This window comes from Curtobacterium sp. VKM Ac-2861 (genome assembly GCF_013204965.1).
In the GTDB taxonomy this organism is placed as follows: Bacteria; Actinomycetota; Actinomycetes; order Actinomycetales; family Microbacteriaceae; genus Curtobacterium.
In genome coordinates, this window is the sequence record NZ_JABMLA010000007.1 from 200,745 (window position 1) to 214,250 (window position 13,506).

Below are 13,506 nucleotides of genomic sequence, written 5' to 3' on the forward strand. Positions count from 1 at the left end.
GGACGGCACCCGACCGTCCGTTACGCTCGACGGGCACCAGCCCCGACCAGGAGGTCCCCTCGTGACGATCGTCGCCGCAGCAGACGGCTCAGCCCTCGGCAACCCCGGCCCCGCTGGCTGGGCCTGGTACGTCGACGACGACCGCTGGGCCGCCGGTGGTTGGCCCCGGGCAACGAACAACATCGGCGAACTCACGGCCGTCCTGCAGTTGCTCCGCGCGACGAAGGACTCCGGCGAGCCGCTGCACATCCTGTGCGACAGCCAGTACGCCATCAAGGCCTGCACCGAGTGGCTCGCCGGGTGGAAGCGGAAGAACTGGCGCAAGGCCGACGGCAAGCCGGTCATGAACGTCGAGATCATCAAGGAGCTCGACGCCGAACTGCAGGGCCGCAAGGTGACGTTCGAGTGGGTCCGCGGGCACGTCGGCCACGAGATGAACGAGGCCGCCGACGTCCGCGCCCGTGGTGCGGCCACCGCCTACCAGAACCACACCGACGTGCCGCACGGTCCGGGCTGGCCCGGCGTCGAGGTCACCGAGCCGTCTGCACTGCCCGAGGCGACCCCGCCGGCCACGCTCTTCTGACCGACGAGCTCGGTCAGCCTGGGTCTGGGAGACCCAGGAACACCGAGGCACTGGTCCGCATCCGACCCCGAGACGATGCTGGGCGCATGGAGAACACCGAACACGTCCTGGTCACCGGCGGCTCCGGCTTCATCGCTGGCCACCTGATCCTGCAGTTGCTCGACGCCGGACACCGCGTCCGCACCACGATCCGGTCCCTCGACCGTGAACCCGCGGTCCGTGCGGTCGTCGCCGAGGCCGGCCTGACCGCCGACGACCGGCTGGAGTTCGTCGCCGCCGACCTGACGTCCGATGACGGATGGGCTCAGGCGGTCGCGGACATCCACGTCGTGCACCACGTCGCCTCGCCGGTGATGCCCGGCCACGTCGAGGACGAGGACACCGTGATCCGTCCGGCGGTGGAGGGGACGCTGCGGGTACTGCGCGCCGCACACACGGCCGGAGTCGATCGGGTCGTGCTGACCTCGGCCTTCCATGCGGTCAGCTGGGGTTACCCGCACTCCGACCACGTGTTCACCGAGGCCGACTGGACGGTGCTCGACGGGCCCGGAGTCGACGCCTACGGGAAGAGCAAGACCCTCGCTGAACGCGCCGCGTGGGACTTCGTCACGTCCGAGCCCGGTGCGCCGGAGCTCGTCACGACGATGCCGGTCGCGGTGATGGGCCCGGCGATGGGGCACGCGGTGTCTGGCGCGAACCACATCCTGCAGTCCATGCTCTCCGGGGCGATGCCCGCGACACCGCGACTGTTCATCCCCATCGTCGACGTGCGTGACGTCGCCGCGGCCCACGTCACCGCGACGACCGCCCCGGATGCAGCGGGCAAGCGGTTCCTCTTGTCGAACGGCCCGGCGCTCGAGATGGCCGAGATCGCCGCCACCCTCCGCGAGCACCTCGGTGACGACGCCCGGGCAGTCCCGACGCAGACGCTGCCCGACGACGTCGTACGGACCGCGGCCGAGACCCAGCCGCAGTTCCGTGCGATGGTGCCCGACCTCGGCTACGCCAAGCGCACCTCGAACGAGCGGGCCCGCACCGTGCTCGGCTGGACCCCTCGTGATCCGCACGAGGCGATCGTGGCGGCGGCCCGGAGCCTCGTGGCGAAGGGCCTGGTCCGCCCCTGACGAACCCTGCTCCACCACTGACCCACGAGGATCAGACCGCCCGCTCCCAGAGCGCCACCGTGCTCTCGAGCCCGTCGTACCGGTACGGCTTCCGCTCCCCTGTCGGTGCGTGCCCGAGCGCCCGCCAGAACGGCTCGGCACCGACCGCGTTCGTCGCCACGATACCCAGTCGCAGTCGGTCGGCGCGGGCGTCAGCCGCCAGGGACACGACGGCCTCGTGCAGGACTCGTCCGAGGCCGGAACCCTGCCGATCGCTACGGACAACGAGCAGCCCGATGTACGCCGTGGTCGGCGCTGGGTAGCCGAGCAGCACGTCCGCGAACGCCACGAGCGAGTCGCCGTCCCACAGCCCGATCCCGTGCTTGCCCGCCGGGTCGAAGCCGTCCGGCACCGACACGAGTGCGCTCAGCCCGTCGGACCGCCCCGGCGGGTACCCGGTGATCCGCTCGGCGTAGTCCGGCACGGTCTCGAGCAGCGCTTGCAACGCGTCGACGTCGTCAGCGCCGAGCGCGCGCACGACGAACGAACCAGCACCGCCCGGCATCAGTCCACGTCCACGTCGGCCCACCCGTCGAACCGACCGATCTCGGTGACCCGGACCACGGCCTCACCGGCTTCGTCCGAGGCGTCGAGGTCGATCGTCGCCGAGAACCCGAAGTCCTTGTCACCCGACGGGTCCGCGAAGATCTGCCGGGCACGCCACACACGCGCCGAGCCTGCAGCCCCAGAGCCGGACGCCCCCACACCCGTCGCCCCAGCACCCGTCGCCCCCGCCTGGTCGAGCACCAGGTAGGACATCGACCGCGCCTCGGCATCGGTGCCGATGGTGTCGTGCTCCTCGTAGTACTCCTCGAGCACCGCGTCCCACGCGTCACCGTCGAACCCGGCTGCGGCGTCGAGCGCCCCGAGGCCGTCGACGTCGTCCCGTGCGGCGAGCAGCACCCGCTGGAACAGTGCGTTCCGCACGAGCACGGTGAAGGCCCGCACGTTGCCGGTGAGCCGCGCAGGCTGCGGCGGCGCGATCTCCTGCTCTTCGGCGAGGGCGAGCAGCACGTCGCCGTTGAGCAGCGCCTCCCACTCGTCGACGAGCGAGGAGTCGGTCTGCCGGACGACCTCGCCGAGCCACTCGATCAGGTCGTCGAGCTCCTGGTTCCGCTGTTCCTCGGTGATGGTCTGCCGCATGGTCCGGTAGGCGTCGGACAGGTACCGGAGCACGAGCCCCTCGGACCGGGTGAGCTGGTAGAACCGCACGAAGTCGCCGAATGTCATCGCGCGCTCGTACATGTCACGGACGACGGCCTTGGGCGAGAGCTGGAAGTCGAGGACCCAGGGCTGTTCCGCCGCGTACGCCTCGTACGCCGCCTCCAACAGCTCGGACAGCGGGCGAGGCCAGGTGACCTCCTCGAGCAGCTCCATCCGCTCCTCGTACTCGATGCCCTCGCGCTTCATGCGGGCGACCTCTTCGCCGCGCTCCTTGAACTGCTGCTGCGCCAGGATCGCCCGCGGGTCGTCCAGTGTCGCCTCGACGATCGAGACCATGTCCAGCGCGTAGGTGGGAGAAGCAGGATCGAGCAGCTCGAACGCGGCGAGCGCGAACGGGGACAGGGGCTGGTTGAGGGCGAAGTTCGACTGCAGGTCGACGGTGAGCCGGTAGGAGACCGGAGGCCCCGGCACCCGCTCGATGACCTGCGCGTTGATGAGGGTCCGGGCGATGACGAGCGCACGCCGGGCCATCGCGAGCTGGCGGGCACGCGGTTCGTGGTTGTCGAACACCAGCGCGCGCACCTCGTCGAACGCCGAACCGCCGCGGGCCACCACCGACAGCACCATCGCGTGCGTGATGCGCATCCGCGACACCATGGGTTCCGGTTCGGCACCGATGAGCCGGTCGAACGATGCCTGCCCCCAGGACACGAACCCCTCCGGTGCCTTCTTCCGCTTGATCTTGCTCTTCTTCTTCTGGTCGTCGCCAGCCTTGGCGACGGCGCGGGCGTTCTCGATGTCGTGCTCGGGGGCCTCGGCGACGACGTCACCCTCGGTGTCGTACCCGGCACGTCCGGCACGGCCGGCGATCTGGTGGAACTCGCGCGCGGACAGCTGGCGCATCTTGGTGCCGTCGAACTTCGTCAGCCCGGTGAACAGCACGGAACGGATCGGCACGTTGATGCCGACGCCCAGGGTGTCGGTGCCGCAGATGACGGGCAGCAGTCCGCGCTGTGCGAGCTGCTCGACGAGCCGTCGGTACTTGGGCAGCATGCCGGCGTGGTGCACGCCGATGCCGGCGCGGATCAGGCGCGAGAGGGTCTGTCCGAAGCCGGCGCTGAAGCGGAAGCCCGCGATCGCCTCCGCGATCTGGTCTCGACGCGCCCGATCAGCGACCTTCGCCGACATGAGCGACTGCGCCCGCTCGAGCGCCGCGGCCTGCGCGAAGTGCACGATGTAGATCGGTGCCTTGCCCTCCTCCAGCAGCCGTTCGACGGTCTCCTGCACGGGCGTCATCACGTACTCGTACTCGAGCGGCACCGGTCGGCTGACCCCGGTCACGCGCGCGGTGGGTCGGCCGGTGCGTCGGGACAGGTCGTCGGCGATGGTCGTGACGTCGCCGAGGGTGGCGGACATCAGCAGGAACTGCGCGCGTTCGAGCACGAGCAGCGGCACCTGCCAGGCCCAGCCGCGGTCGGGGTCGCCGTAGAAGTGGAACTCGTCCATCACCACGACGTCGACGTCGGCGTCGGGTCCTTCGCGCAGGGCCAGGTTCGCCAGGATCTCGGCGGTGCAGCAGACGATGGGGGCGTCGCCGTTCACACTGGAGTCGCCGGTGACCATGCCGACGTTCTGCGCGCCGAACAGCTCGACGAGCTGGAAGAACTTCTCGGAGACGAGCGCCTTGATCGGTGCCGTGTAGTAGCTCCGCTTGCCCTCGGCGAGCGCGGCGAAGTGCGCGCCGGCCGCGACGAGCGACTTGCCGGTGCCGGTCGGGGTGCTCAGCACGACGTTCGCGCCGGAGACGAGCTCGATGACCGCTTCGTCCTGTGCCGGGTACAGTGGCCGGCCGCCCTCCTCGGCCCAGGCCGCGAAGGCCTCGTAGACCTCGTCGGCGTCGACGACGCCGTCCACCGCCGCCGGGATCGCGGCGACGAGCGGGGGCACGGTGGTGACGTCGGTCATGGCCCCATCCTCCCAGGCTGCGGTGACGAGGTGGTCGGTACGGACGACCGGGAGGCCCGGCTCCATACGCGCGCATAGACTCGCGTCATGCGCGAACTCGGCTTCCTCACCTTCGTCCCGAACCACGGCGGCACTGCGGGTGCGGCGAGCGCCCTGCAGGATGGTCTGCGGCTGTTCGAGACGGCCGAGACCCTCGGCTACGGCACGGGCTGGGTCCGCGGTCGGCACTTCGAGCCCTTCCTGACGAGCCCGATGACGTTCTTCGCCGCCGCGGCCCAACGGACCAGCACCATCGCCTTCGGCACCGCGGTGCTCGGCATGCGCTACGAGGACCCGGTGCGCCTCGCCGAGGACGCCAGCACGGTCGACCTGCTGAGCGGTGGGCGCGTGCAGCTCGGCATCAGCACGGGCATCGCCGGGTACGGGCCGATCCTCGACCCGGTGTTCGGCTCCGTGGACCGCTCGTTCCGCGACGAGGCCGAGGCCCGGGCCGCCCGACTGCTCGAGGTGCTCGACGGCGACGCACTCGGCAGCGCCGGCTCTGGCTACGAGAGCATCCCGGCCGGTGCGGACCTGACCCTGCAGCCGCTCAGCCCCGGCCTGCGCGACCGCGTGTGGTGGGGCGGCGGCAGCATGGGTACCGCGGTGCGCACGGCCGAGAAGGGGCTGCTCCTGCACTGCTCGACCCTGAACACCGAGGACACCGGTGCACCCTTCGCCCAGGCGCAGGCCGACCAGGTCGCGGCGTACCGCGAGCGGTTCACCGAGCTGCACGGCGGGACCGGCCGCACGTCGAAGGTCGCGGTGGGCCGCATCGTCGTGCCGTTGCTCGACGACCACGACCGCGCGGTCCACGACGAGTTCCTGACCGGGTACGCCTCGGGAATGGACGACGAGGGCCGACCGCTCTCCGGTCCGCCGTTCCGGTTCAGCAAGGTGCTGTCCGGCGAGCCGGCCGCCATCGTCGACGCCCTGCTCGCCGACCCCGCCGTCACCGCCACGGACGAGCTCGTGATCACCCTGCCCGCGAACGGCGACGTGGCCGCCCACGAGCGGATCCTGCGCATCGTCGCCGAGGAGATCGCGCCGGCACTGCGGGCCTGAGAACGGATCAGGACACCCGGCGGGGCTCAGATCGAGTCGGTGATGCTCGAGAGCCCTGCCGGATGACCATCTCGTCCCTGATCCGCACGGGATGGTGGGACCATCGTTCCACCTACCGAGCGGTTTGTCACACTCGGTTGCGCCCTCAGGACGAGAAAGTTGACCATCCGTCACCCGTTTTGCCCGGATTGCACGAAGTCCGTCAACCGGTTGGCCGAAGCCGTTCCCGGCGGGAACCGTCGGAACGGACGAATGCGCCCCCGCGCGGACGCGGGGACGCATTCTGGACGCACCGGGGAAGCTGGGGCATCGTCAGCCGGATCAGGAGGCTGATTCGCACAACCAGCGACCCCGTAGTCGGTGCGTGCGCCGACGGTAACCAGCCGACTGGCGCACATCGATGTTACTCAACAGGCGTCGTCGGTGCGCGGAAACCGGACGAACTGGTCAGACCAGTTCGACGGCCGCGCTCCCGGACTCGTCGGTGACCGAGGCTCCGACGTGCAGCGTGAAGGCGCCGGGCTCGTACTGCCAGGCTCCATCCCAGTGCGCGAACGCCCGGGCCGGCACCTCGATCGAGACCTCGGTCGACTCCCCCGCGCCGAGGCGGACCGGGGCGAACCCGACGAGCCAGCGCGCCGGACGGTCCACCGCCGAGGACTCGCGCGAGGCGTAGACCTGCACGACGTGCTTGCCGGCGCGCGGTCCGGTGTTGGCGACCGTCGCCGTGACGATGACCGCGTCCCCCTCGGACACGGTCGGCGTCGCGACGACGCCGTCGATGGTCCAGGTCGTGTAGCCGAGGCCGTGACCGAACGGGTACGCAGGCGTGGTGCCGGCACGGAGCCAGGCACGGTACCCGATGTGGACGCCCTCGTCGTACGACACCTTGCCGTCGACGGGGGTGACGTCCAGCACAGGCACGTCGGCCATCGCGACCGGCCAGGTGGTGGGCAGACGTCCGCCGGGCTCCTGCGCGCCGGTCAGCACGTCGGCGAGCGCGTTGCCGTACTCCTGGCCACCGAACCAGGTGAGCAGGACCGCGGCGACGTCGTTCCGCCACGGCATCTCCACGGGCGAGCCGGCGTTCACGACGACGACCGTGTTCGGGTTGGCCGCCACGACCGCACGCACCAGGTCGTCCTGGTGGCCGGGCAACGCGAGCGACGAGCGGTCGTAGCCCTCGGACTCGACCTTCGAGTTCGTGCCGACGACCACCACGGCGACGTCAGCCGTGCGGGCAGCATCGACTGCGGCATCGATGAGCACCGACGGGTCCTCGTCGGACGGCTCGGTGCCGAACTGGTACGCGAGCACCCCGCCGAGGGTCTCGTCCTGGATGACGTCGTACTCGATGCGGATCGCGACCTGCTGCCCCGAGGTCACCGACACGGGCACCGAACGTGCCGGCGGGTTGAGGAACGCCGCGCCGAGCTGGTCGCCCTCGAAGGGCACGTCCTCGTCGAGCACGAGCTCGCCGTCGATCCACATCCGCGACCGGCCGGCCGCACCGATGCCGATCCGCACGGTGCCGGTGGACGGCGCGGTGTAGGTCGTGGTGATGTCGAGCCGGTCGGCCTCACGCGTGGGGGCGTCGCCGCCGAACCAGAACAGTGCCGTGGCGCGGCGGTCCTCGACGTACAGCTCCTCGCCGTCCTTGACGAAGGCGACGCGGGCGCCGGGCTCGCCGGTGCCGGGGTTCGTGATGGTGGACAGCGGGAACTCCGCGATGCCCTCCTGCACGACGGCACCGATCGCGTAGTCGACCGTGGCGCCCGGGAACGCCGAGCGGATCCCGTCGAGCGGCGAGACGACCTGCGACGGCACGACCGTGGCCGAGCCACCACCCTGCGTGCGGGCCTGGTCGGCGTTGTGGCCGATGACGGCGATGCGGGAGACGGCGGGCGCGTCGAGCGGCAGCACGCCGGTGTTGCGGACGAGGACGGTGCCCTCGGCCTCGGCTTCGCGGACGAAGGCGACGCCGTCCTCGACGTGCACCGGCTGCGCGGCCACGGGCTCGAAGCCCTCGAGCGCGCCGACGCGGGCGGCGAGGGTCAGGATGCGGCGGACCTTGCGGTCGATCGCCTCGATCGGCACCGCACCGGACTGCACGGCGGCGAGCAGCGGGCCCTCGCTCCACCACTGGTTCGGTCCGGGCATCGCGACGTCCTGCGACGCCTTCGCCGAGTCGACCGAGCGCACGCCGGTCCAGTCGGACACGACGATGCCGTCGAAGCCCCACTCCGAGCTCAGCGGCGTCTCGAGCAGGTCGTGCTCCGACGCGGTGACGCCGTTGATGGAGTTGTACGACGACATGATCGCCCAGGCGTGTGCCTCGGTCACGGCCTTCTCGAACGCGAGCAGGTACAGCTCGCGCAGGGCCCGGTCGGAGACCTCGGTCGACGCGGTGAAGCGGTCGGTCTCGTAGTCGTTCGCGATGTAGTGCTTCGGGGTCGCGGCCACGCCGTTCTCCTGCACACCGTCGACGTACGACGCGGCCAGGTCACCGGTCAGGACCGGGTCCTCGCTGAACGCCTCGAAGTGCCGGCCGCCGAGCGGCGAGCGGTGCAGGTTGATGGTCGGGCCGAGGACGACGTCGACGCCCTTGCGGCGTGCCTCGACGGCTGCTGCGGCGCCGTAGCGCTTCGCGATCGCACGGTCCCAGGACGCCGACAGCGCGGTCGCCGAGGGCAGGTTCAGCGACGGGTCGCGTTCGTCCCAGACCTCACCACGGACGCCCGAGGGGCCGTCCGACATCAGGATCCGGCGCAGCCCGATCTTCTCGATGGGCCAGGTGGTCCAGAAGTCGCGCCCGGTCAGGAGCTGCACCTTCTCGTCGGTGGTCAGCTGGTCGACGAGCGCGTCGATGCGCTCGGCCGTACTGGAGGCAGTTGTCACGTCGTTCACGGTAGTCACGGTGGTCGGTCCTTTCGTTCAGAGCCTGGGGAAGCGTGGTCAGCGCACGCCGCGGATGCGGGACACCGAGACGATGCCGAGCAGTCCGACGACGGCGCCGGTGATGAAGAAGCCGCTGTACCCGCCGGTCAGGGCGATGACACCAGGGGCCGCCGCGGGCACGATCGACTGGGGCAGGGCCTGCGCGATGTTGACGACGCCGAGGTCCTTCGCGTTGTCCTCGTCGGACGGCAGCACGTCGGTGATGAGCGCCAGGTCGACGGCGTAGAAGACGCCCATGCCGGCACCCATCACGAACTCGCCGACCAGGACCATGCCGAGCGACGGCGCGAGCGCGATGATCACGAGCCCGACCACGCCGACGATGCCCGCGATCGCGACGAACAGCTTGCGGCGGCCGAGCTTGTCCGACAGCCAGCCGGCGATGAGCGAGGTGAGCACGATGCCGACGACGTTCCACAGCGTGCCCTGGAACACCGCGTTCGCGACGTGGTCCGGGTCCACGCCGATGTCGTCGCGCAGGAAGTACGTCAGGTAGCTCACCGCGGTGTACTGCGCGGCGACCATCAGGAACCGGGTGAGCCAGGCCCAGCCGAGGTCCGGGTGCTTCACGGGGTTGAAGACGAACGAGCCGAAAACCTGCCCGATGCCGAGCTTCGACGTCGGCCGGTGGGTCAGCACGCGGTCGCGGAACACGAGCGCGTAGAGCACGACGACGATCGACCCGATCGCACCGGGGATGATCATCTGCGTCGCCGAGGTCGAGAAGAGCTGCACGAGGAACGTGCCGCCGACGAGCGCGAGGTTCTGGGAGAGCCCGAGCAGCGCCGCGACCCGGCCGCGCTGGGACCGCGTGACGTGGTCCGGCAGGACCGCGGTCATGGCGGCGATCGTGGCGTTGTAGGCGATCTGCGTGACGCCCCACGCGAGGACCAGCACGACGGTCGAGGTCGTCGTCGCGACGACCACGAGGCCCGCGAAGCCGACCACGGTGCCACCGATGATCCACGGACGACGCATGCCGAGCCTCCCGGCAGTCCGATCGCTGAAGCGACCCGCCAGGGGGTTGGCGACCATCGCGGCGAACGCGCCGACACCGAGTGCCAGGCCGAGCACGCCCGCTTGGTTGTCCGGCGCGATCTCGGCGACCTTGAGCGCCATGGCGACCAGCACCGGCGGCAGCAGCGCGATGTACAGGCCGAGCATCGCGATCGGCATGCCGAGCGTGTACATGAGCGGGGCACCTCGGCCGCGCGTGGGTGCGACTGCGGTCGGGGTGTCGTTGACGGTCAGGGCGTCGTTGGCCACTGCAACCTCTTCTCGGGTACGCCACCTGCACCGGTGACTCGCACGCCTTCGTCGGCGGCTCCGCCCACGGTAACACCAAAACCAAGTGCGGCTAGGTTTTCTGTGTGCACTCCGAGCGGTACAGTCCTGCCATGGCACGACGGGGTTCGTACGCGAAGGGCATCGCGAAGCGCGAGGAGATCCTCACGGTCGCGCTCGACCTCGTCGCCTCGCAGGGGTTCCGCCGCACCAGCATCAAGGACATCGCCGACGCCGTCGGGCTGACCCAGGCCGGACTGCTGCACTACTTCGACTCCAAGGACGAGCTCTGGGTCGAGATCCTGCGACGACGCGACGAGCTCGACCTCGCCCACGACTGGCAGGCGCCGGACCCGGCCGCCCTGCTCGCCGCGATCGTCCGGCACAACGCCGAGGTCCCCGGCCTGGTGCAGATGTTCGTCAACCTCTCCGCCGCAGCTGCGACCGACCCCGAGCACCCCGCGCACGCGTACTTCCAAGAGCGCTACGAGCGCAGCCGTCGCGACCTGTCCGCCGACTTCCGCACCATGCAGCAGGACGGACGGCTCCGCGCCGACGTCGATGCCGAGGAACTGACGAGCGTGCTGCTCGCGGTGTCCGACGGCATGCAGATCCAGTGGCTGTTCGACCCGTCGCGGGACATGGCGCAGCACGTCGAGCTCGTCGCCCGCCTCGCGATCGCCCAGGTCGCCCCCACCGCCTGACGCTCCCCCGCCGGACAGCGGGGTACGGACAGGGCCTGGTCGGGTCAGGCGGCGCCGGGCAGGATGGGGCGTGCCCGGAGGGCGACCCGACGACGATGTGGAGTGACGCGATGACGCGTGTAGTGGTGACCGGCGGCAGCGGCAAGCTCGGACGAGCGGTGGTGCGCGACCTCGATGCGCACGGGTACGACGTGGTGCTGCTCGACCGCGTGCCCTCCCCCGACCAGCCCGAGGGCGTGCAGTTCGTCCGGATCGACCTGACCGACTACGGCCAGGTCCTGAACGCCCTGCTCGGCATCGACGACCGGTACGACCACGTGGACGCCGTCGTGCACCTCGCGGCCGTGCCCGCGCCGGGCCAGGTCCCCGACGTAGCGCTCATCACGAACAACGTGACGGCGTCGATCAACGTCTTCCACGCCGCACGCGCCGCGAAGGTCAAGAACCTGGTGTGGGCGTCGAGCGAGACCCTGCTCGGCATCCCGATGGGCGAGCACCACCCGCCCTACCTGCCCGTCGACGAGGAGTTCGCGGTCCGCCCGCAGTCGTCGTACTCGCTCGGCAAGGCGGTCGAAGAGGAGATGGCCCGCCACTTCACCCGCTGGGACCCGGAGCTGAAGATGATCGGCCTGCGGTTCTCGAACGTGATGGACGAGACCGACTACCCGGCGTTCCCGTGGGACGCCACCCCCGAGGCGAAGACCTTCAACCTGTGGTCGTACATCGACTCGCGTGACGGCGCCCAGGCGGTCCGCAAGGCCGTCGAGGCCGAGCTCACCGGGTTCGAGGCGTTCGTCATCGCGAGCCCCGACACCGTGATGGACACCCCGACGATCGAGCTCGTCGAGCGCTACGTGCCCGACATCGAGCGTCGCGCGGACATCGACGGCGTCAGCTCGCTGCTGTCGTCCGAGAAGGCCCGCGAGCTGCTCGGCTACGCCCCCGAGCACAGCTGGCGCGACGGCCGCTGACAGCGACCGCGCCGTCCGTTCGCTAGGCCGGCAGCAGCAGCCCGTCGAGCACCAGGTCGCGCGCCGCCGGCAACAGGTCGGCGGCGAGCACCTGCTCGTCGACACCCGTGATCTGCGCGAGCGCGCCGACGATCGCCGCGACGGACAGGTCCCCGTCGCAGGCTCCGACGAACGCGGCGAGCGCCGTGTCCGCGTCAACCCGCCGTCCGAGTCCGCCGCCCTGCACGAGCGTCATCACCGTGGGGTCGTCGTTGCCCGGCCAGTAGTAGCGCTCCTCGGTGACGTCGCCCGCCACCGTCAGGTGCGCCGTGGCGAGCGCGGCGTCGTCGTGCGCGGCGAGCCACGCGGCCGCGTCCAGGACGCGAGCGACCGTGGCTCCGAGCCCGGCGGGGTTGGAGCCGAGCGTCTCGGGGACGCGCTCGAACCGGCGGAGGCTCGCCGTTCCTCCTGGCAGGGCTCGACGCACCACGACGTACCCGAAGCCGACGCCGGTGACGCGGCGGTCCGCGAAGTCGTCGAGCCAGGCGCCCATGAGCGTGTCGAACTCGGGCGTCCCGGGCTTCGTGCCGCCGTCGCGGATCCAGGTCTCGGCGTACGACGTGGGGTCCTGGCGCTCGCGCTCGACGACCCACGCGTCGAGGTCGGTGTCCTCGAACCAGCTGCGCACGCGGTCGAGGCCGTCGACGCCCCAGTGGTACTCCCAGTTGCCGAGCAGCTGCGCGGTCCCACCGGGCTCGAGGTGCTCGGACAGGCCGCGGAGCACGGTCTCGACGAGCGCGTCGCCGACCATGCCGCCGTCGCGGTACTCGTACGAGGGGACGCCCGGCCGACGGGGTGTGATGACGAAGGGCGGGTTCGACACGATGCGGTCGAACCGCTCCCCCGCGACGGGCTCGAAGAGCGAGCCGTACCGGAAGTCGATCCCGTCGATGCCGTTGAGCTGCGCGTTGAAGCGGGCGATGTCGAGGGCGCGGCGCGAGATGTCGGTGGCCACGACGTGCTCGGCGAAGCGCCGGGCGTGCATGGCCTGGATCCCGCAGCCGGTGCCGAGGTCGAGGACCGTGCGGACGGGGACGGGGACCTGCAGGCCGCTCAGCGTGGTGGTGGCGCCGCCGATGCCGAGGACGTGCTCCTCGCTGATCGCGTGGCCGAGGGCGAGTTCGCCGAGGTCCGAGACGATCCACCAGCTGCCGGCGCCGAGGTCGTCGACGAAGGCGTAGGGACGCAGGTCCACCGTCGGCTCCACGACTGTGGCGTCGGTGTCGCAGACCCGCAGCAGCCCTGCCGCGACCACGGCGTCGAGCCCGGCGGTCGGGAACGCGACTGCGGCGTCCGCGCGGGACGTCGGCAGTCCGAGCACGAACAGGGTGGCGAGGGTGCCGAGCGGGGATGTCTCACGAGCGGCCAGGGCACGGAGGGCCGCCACTCGCGACCCCCGGTGCAGCGATGCGGCCGCTTCGGTCCCCCAGAGTGCATCGACCCGGTCGACGGTGAAGCCGGCGGCGTCGAGGTCCGCGGCGAGCGCCGTCGTCACGGCCGGGTCAGCACCGATGTCGGGGAGCGTGTGCACGGCCACCCCGGCGCCGGCGTCGGCACCCGCGCCGGGCACC

At 71.0% G+C, this 13,506-nt stretch carries 10 protein-coding genes; 5 read left to right on the plus strand and 5 right to left on the minus strand.

Going from position 1 to position 13,506, the window contains the following annotated elements:
- The first annotated feature begins 61 nt into the window (after positions 1 to 61).
- Together HQQ88_RS17355 and HQQ88_RS17360 are read left to right on the plus strand one after the other, a co-directional pair.
- On the plus strand, positions 62 to 583 hold the full coding sequence (locus HQQ88_RS17355; protein ID WP_123294960.1) for a ribonuclease H: 522 nt from the start codon (positions 62 to 64) through the stop codon (positions 581 to 583).
- A gap of 86 nt (positions 584 to 669) precedes the next feature.
- Positions 670 to 1,707, plus strand: a complete 1,038-nt coding sequence (locus tag HQQ88_RS17360; RefSeq protein ID WP_173170547.1) for an NAD-dependent epimerase/dehydratase family protein — start codon at positions 670 to 672, stop codon at positions 1,705 to 1,707.
- Positions 1,708 to 1,738: 31 nt separating this feature from the next.
- On the opposite strand, the gene HQQ88_RS17365 is transcribed toward HQQ88_RS17360, so the two are convergent.
- Both HQQ88_RS17365 and HQQ88_RS17370 read right to left on the minus strand, forming a co-directional pair.
- The gene (locus HQQ88_RS17365) at positions 1,739 to 2,251 is read right to left on the minus strand and encodes a GNAT family N-acetyltransferase (RefSeq protein ID WP_173170549.1); all 513 of its coding nucleotides are present in this window, start codon (positions 2,249 to 2,251) and stop codon (positions 1,739 to 1,741) included.
- Complete coding sequence (locus HQQ88_RS17370; RefSeq protein ID WP_173170551.1) at positions 2,251 to 4,875, minus strand: DEAD/DEAH box helicase; 2,625 nt, start codon at positions 4,873 to 4,875, stop codon at positions 2,251 to 2,253. Before HQQ88_RS17370 ends, HQQ88_RS17365 begins: the two co-directional genes overlap by 1 nt.
- A gap of 87 nt (positions 4,876 to 4,962) precedes the next feature.
- Between HQQ88_RS17370 and HQQ88_RS17375 the strand changes: the two genes are divergently transcribed.
- The gene (locus tag HQQ88_RS17375) at positions 4,963 to 5,979 is read left to right on the plus strand and encodes an LLM class flavin-dependent oxidoreductase (protein WP_173170553.1); all 1,017 of its coding nucleotides are present in this window, start codon (positions 4,963 to 4,965) and stop codon (positions 5,977 to 5,979) included.
- Positions 5,980 to 6,426: 447 nt separating this feature from the next.
- On the opposite strand, the gene HQQ88_RS17380 is transcribed toward HQQ88_RS17375, so the two are convergent.
- Positions 6,427 to 8,886: a glycoside hydrolase family 3 protein gene (locus HQQ88_RS17380; protein WP_367917048.1), complete on the minus strand. Its 2,460-nt coding sequence runs from the start codon at positions 8,884 to 8,886 to the stop codon at positions 6,427 to 6,429.
- Positions 8,887 to 8,934: 48 nt separating this feature from the next.
- Positions 8,935 to 10,203, minus strand: coding sequence for an MFS transporter (locus HQQ88_RS17385; RefSeq protein ID WP_243648859.1), 1,269 nt, complete (start codon positions 10,201 to 10,203; stop codon positions 8,935 to 8,937).
- Positions 10,204 to 10,334: 131 nt separating this feature from the next.
- Here HQQ88_RS17385 and HQQ88_RS17390 point away from each other — a divergent pair, with 131 nt between their 5' ends.
- Together HQQ88_RS17390 and HQQ88_RS17395 are read left to right on the plus strand one after the other, a co-directional pair.
- The gene (locus tag HQQ88_RS17390; RefSeq protein WP_123341243.1) at positions 10,335 to 10,925 is read left to right on the plus strand and encodes a TetR/AcrR family transcriptional regulator; all 591 of its coding nucleotides are present in this window, start codon (positions 10,335 to 10,337) and stop codon (positions 10,923 to 10,925) included.
- A gap of 110 nt (positions 10,926 to 11,035) precedes the next feature.
- The gene (locus tag HQQ88_RS17395) at positions 11,036 to 11,896 is read left to right on the plus strand and encodes an NAD(P)-dependent oxidoreductase (RefSeq protein WP_123341264.1); all 861 of its coding nucleotides are present in this window, start codon (positions 11,036 to 11,038) and stop codon (positions 11,894 to 11,896) included.
- 22 nt (positions 11,897 to 11,918) lie between these two features.
- Here the strand turns inward: HQQ88_RS17395 and HQQ88_RS17400 are convergent, their stop codons facing one another.
- Positions 11,919 to 13,466 carry a class I SAM-dependent methyltransferase gene (locus tag HQQ88_RS17400; RefSeq protein WP_173170599.1) on the minus strand — a complete coding sequence of 516 codons (1,548 nt, stop codon included), beginning with the start codon at positions 13,464 to 13,466 and terminating at the stop codon, positions 11,919 to 11,921.
- Positions 13,467 to 13,506 lie beyond the last annotated feature (40 nt).

Excerpts from the sequence above, each read along its gene's own strand:
- HQQ88_RS17390 (WP_123341243.1), top strand. The coding sequence starts at position 10,335 with ATGGCACGACGGGGTTCGTACGCGAAGGGCATCGCGAAGCGCGAGGAG.
- HQQ88_RS17375 (WP_173170553.1), top strand. The coding sequence starts at position 4,963 with ATGCGCGAACTCGGCTTCCTCACCTTCGTCCCGAACCACGGCGGCACT.
- HQQ88_RS17360 (WP_173170547.1), top strand. The coding sequence starts at position 670 with ATGGAGAACACCGAACACGTCCTGGTCACCGGCGGCTCCGGCTTCATC.
- HQQ88_RS17370 (WP_173170551.1), bottom strand. The coding sequence starts at position 4,875 with ATGACCGACGTCACCACCGTGCCCCCGCTCGTCGCCGCGATCCCGGCG.
- HQQ88_RS17395 (WP_123341264.1), top strand. The coding sequence starts at position 11,036 with ATGACGCGTGTAGTGGTGACCGGCGGCAGCGGCAAGCTCGGACGAGCG.
- HQQ88_RS17365 (WP_173170549.1), bottom strand. The coding sequence starts at position 2,251 with ATGCCGGGCGGTGCTGGTTCGTTCGTCGTGCGCGCGCTCGGCGCTGAC.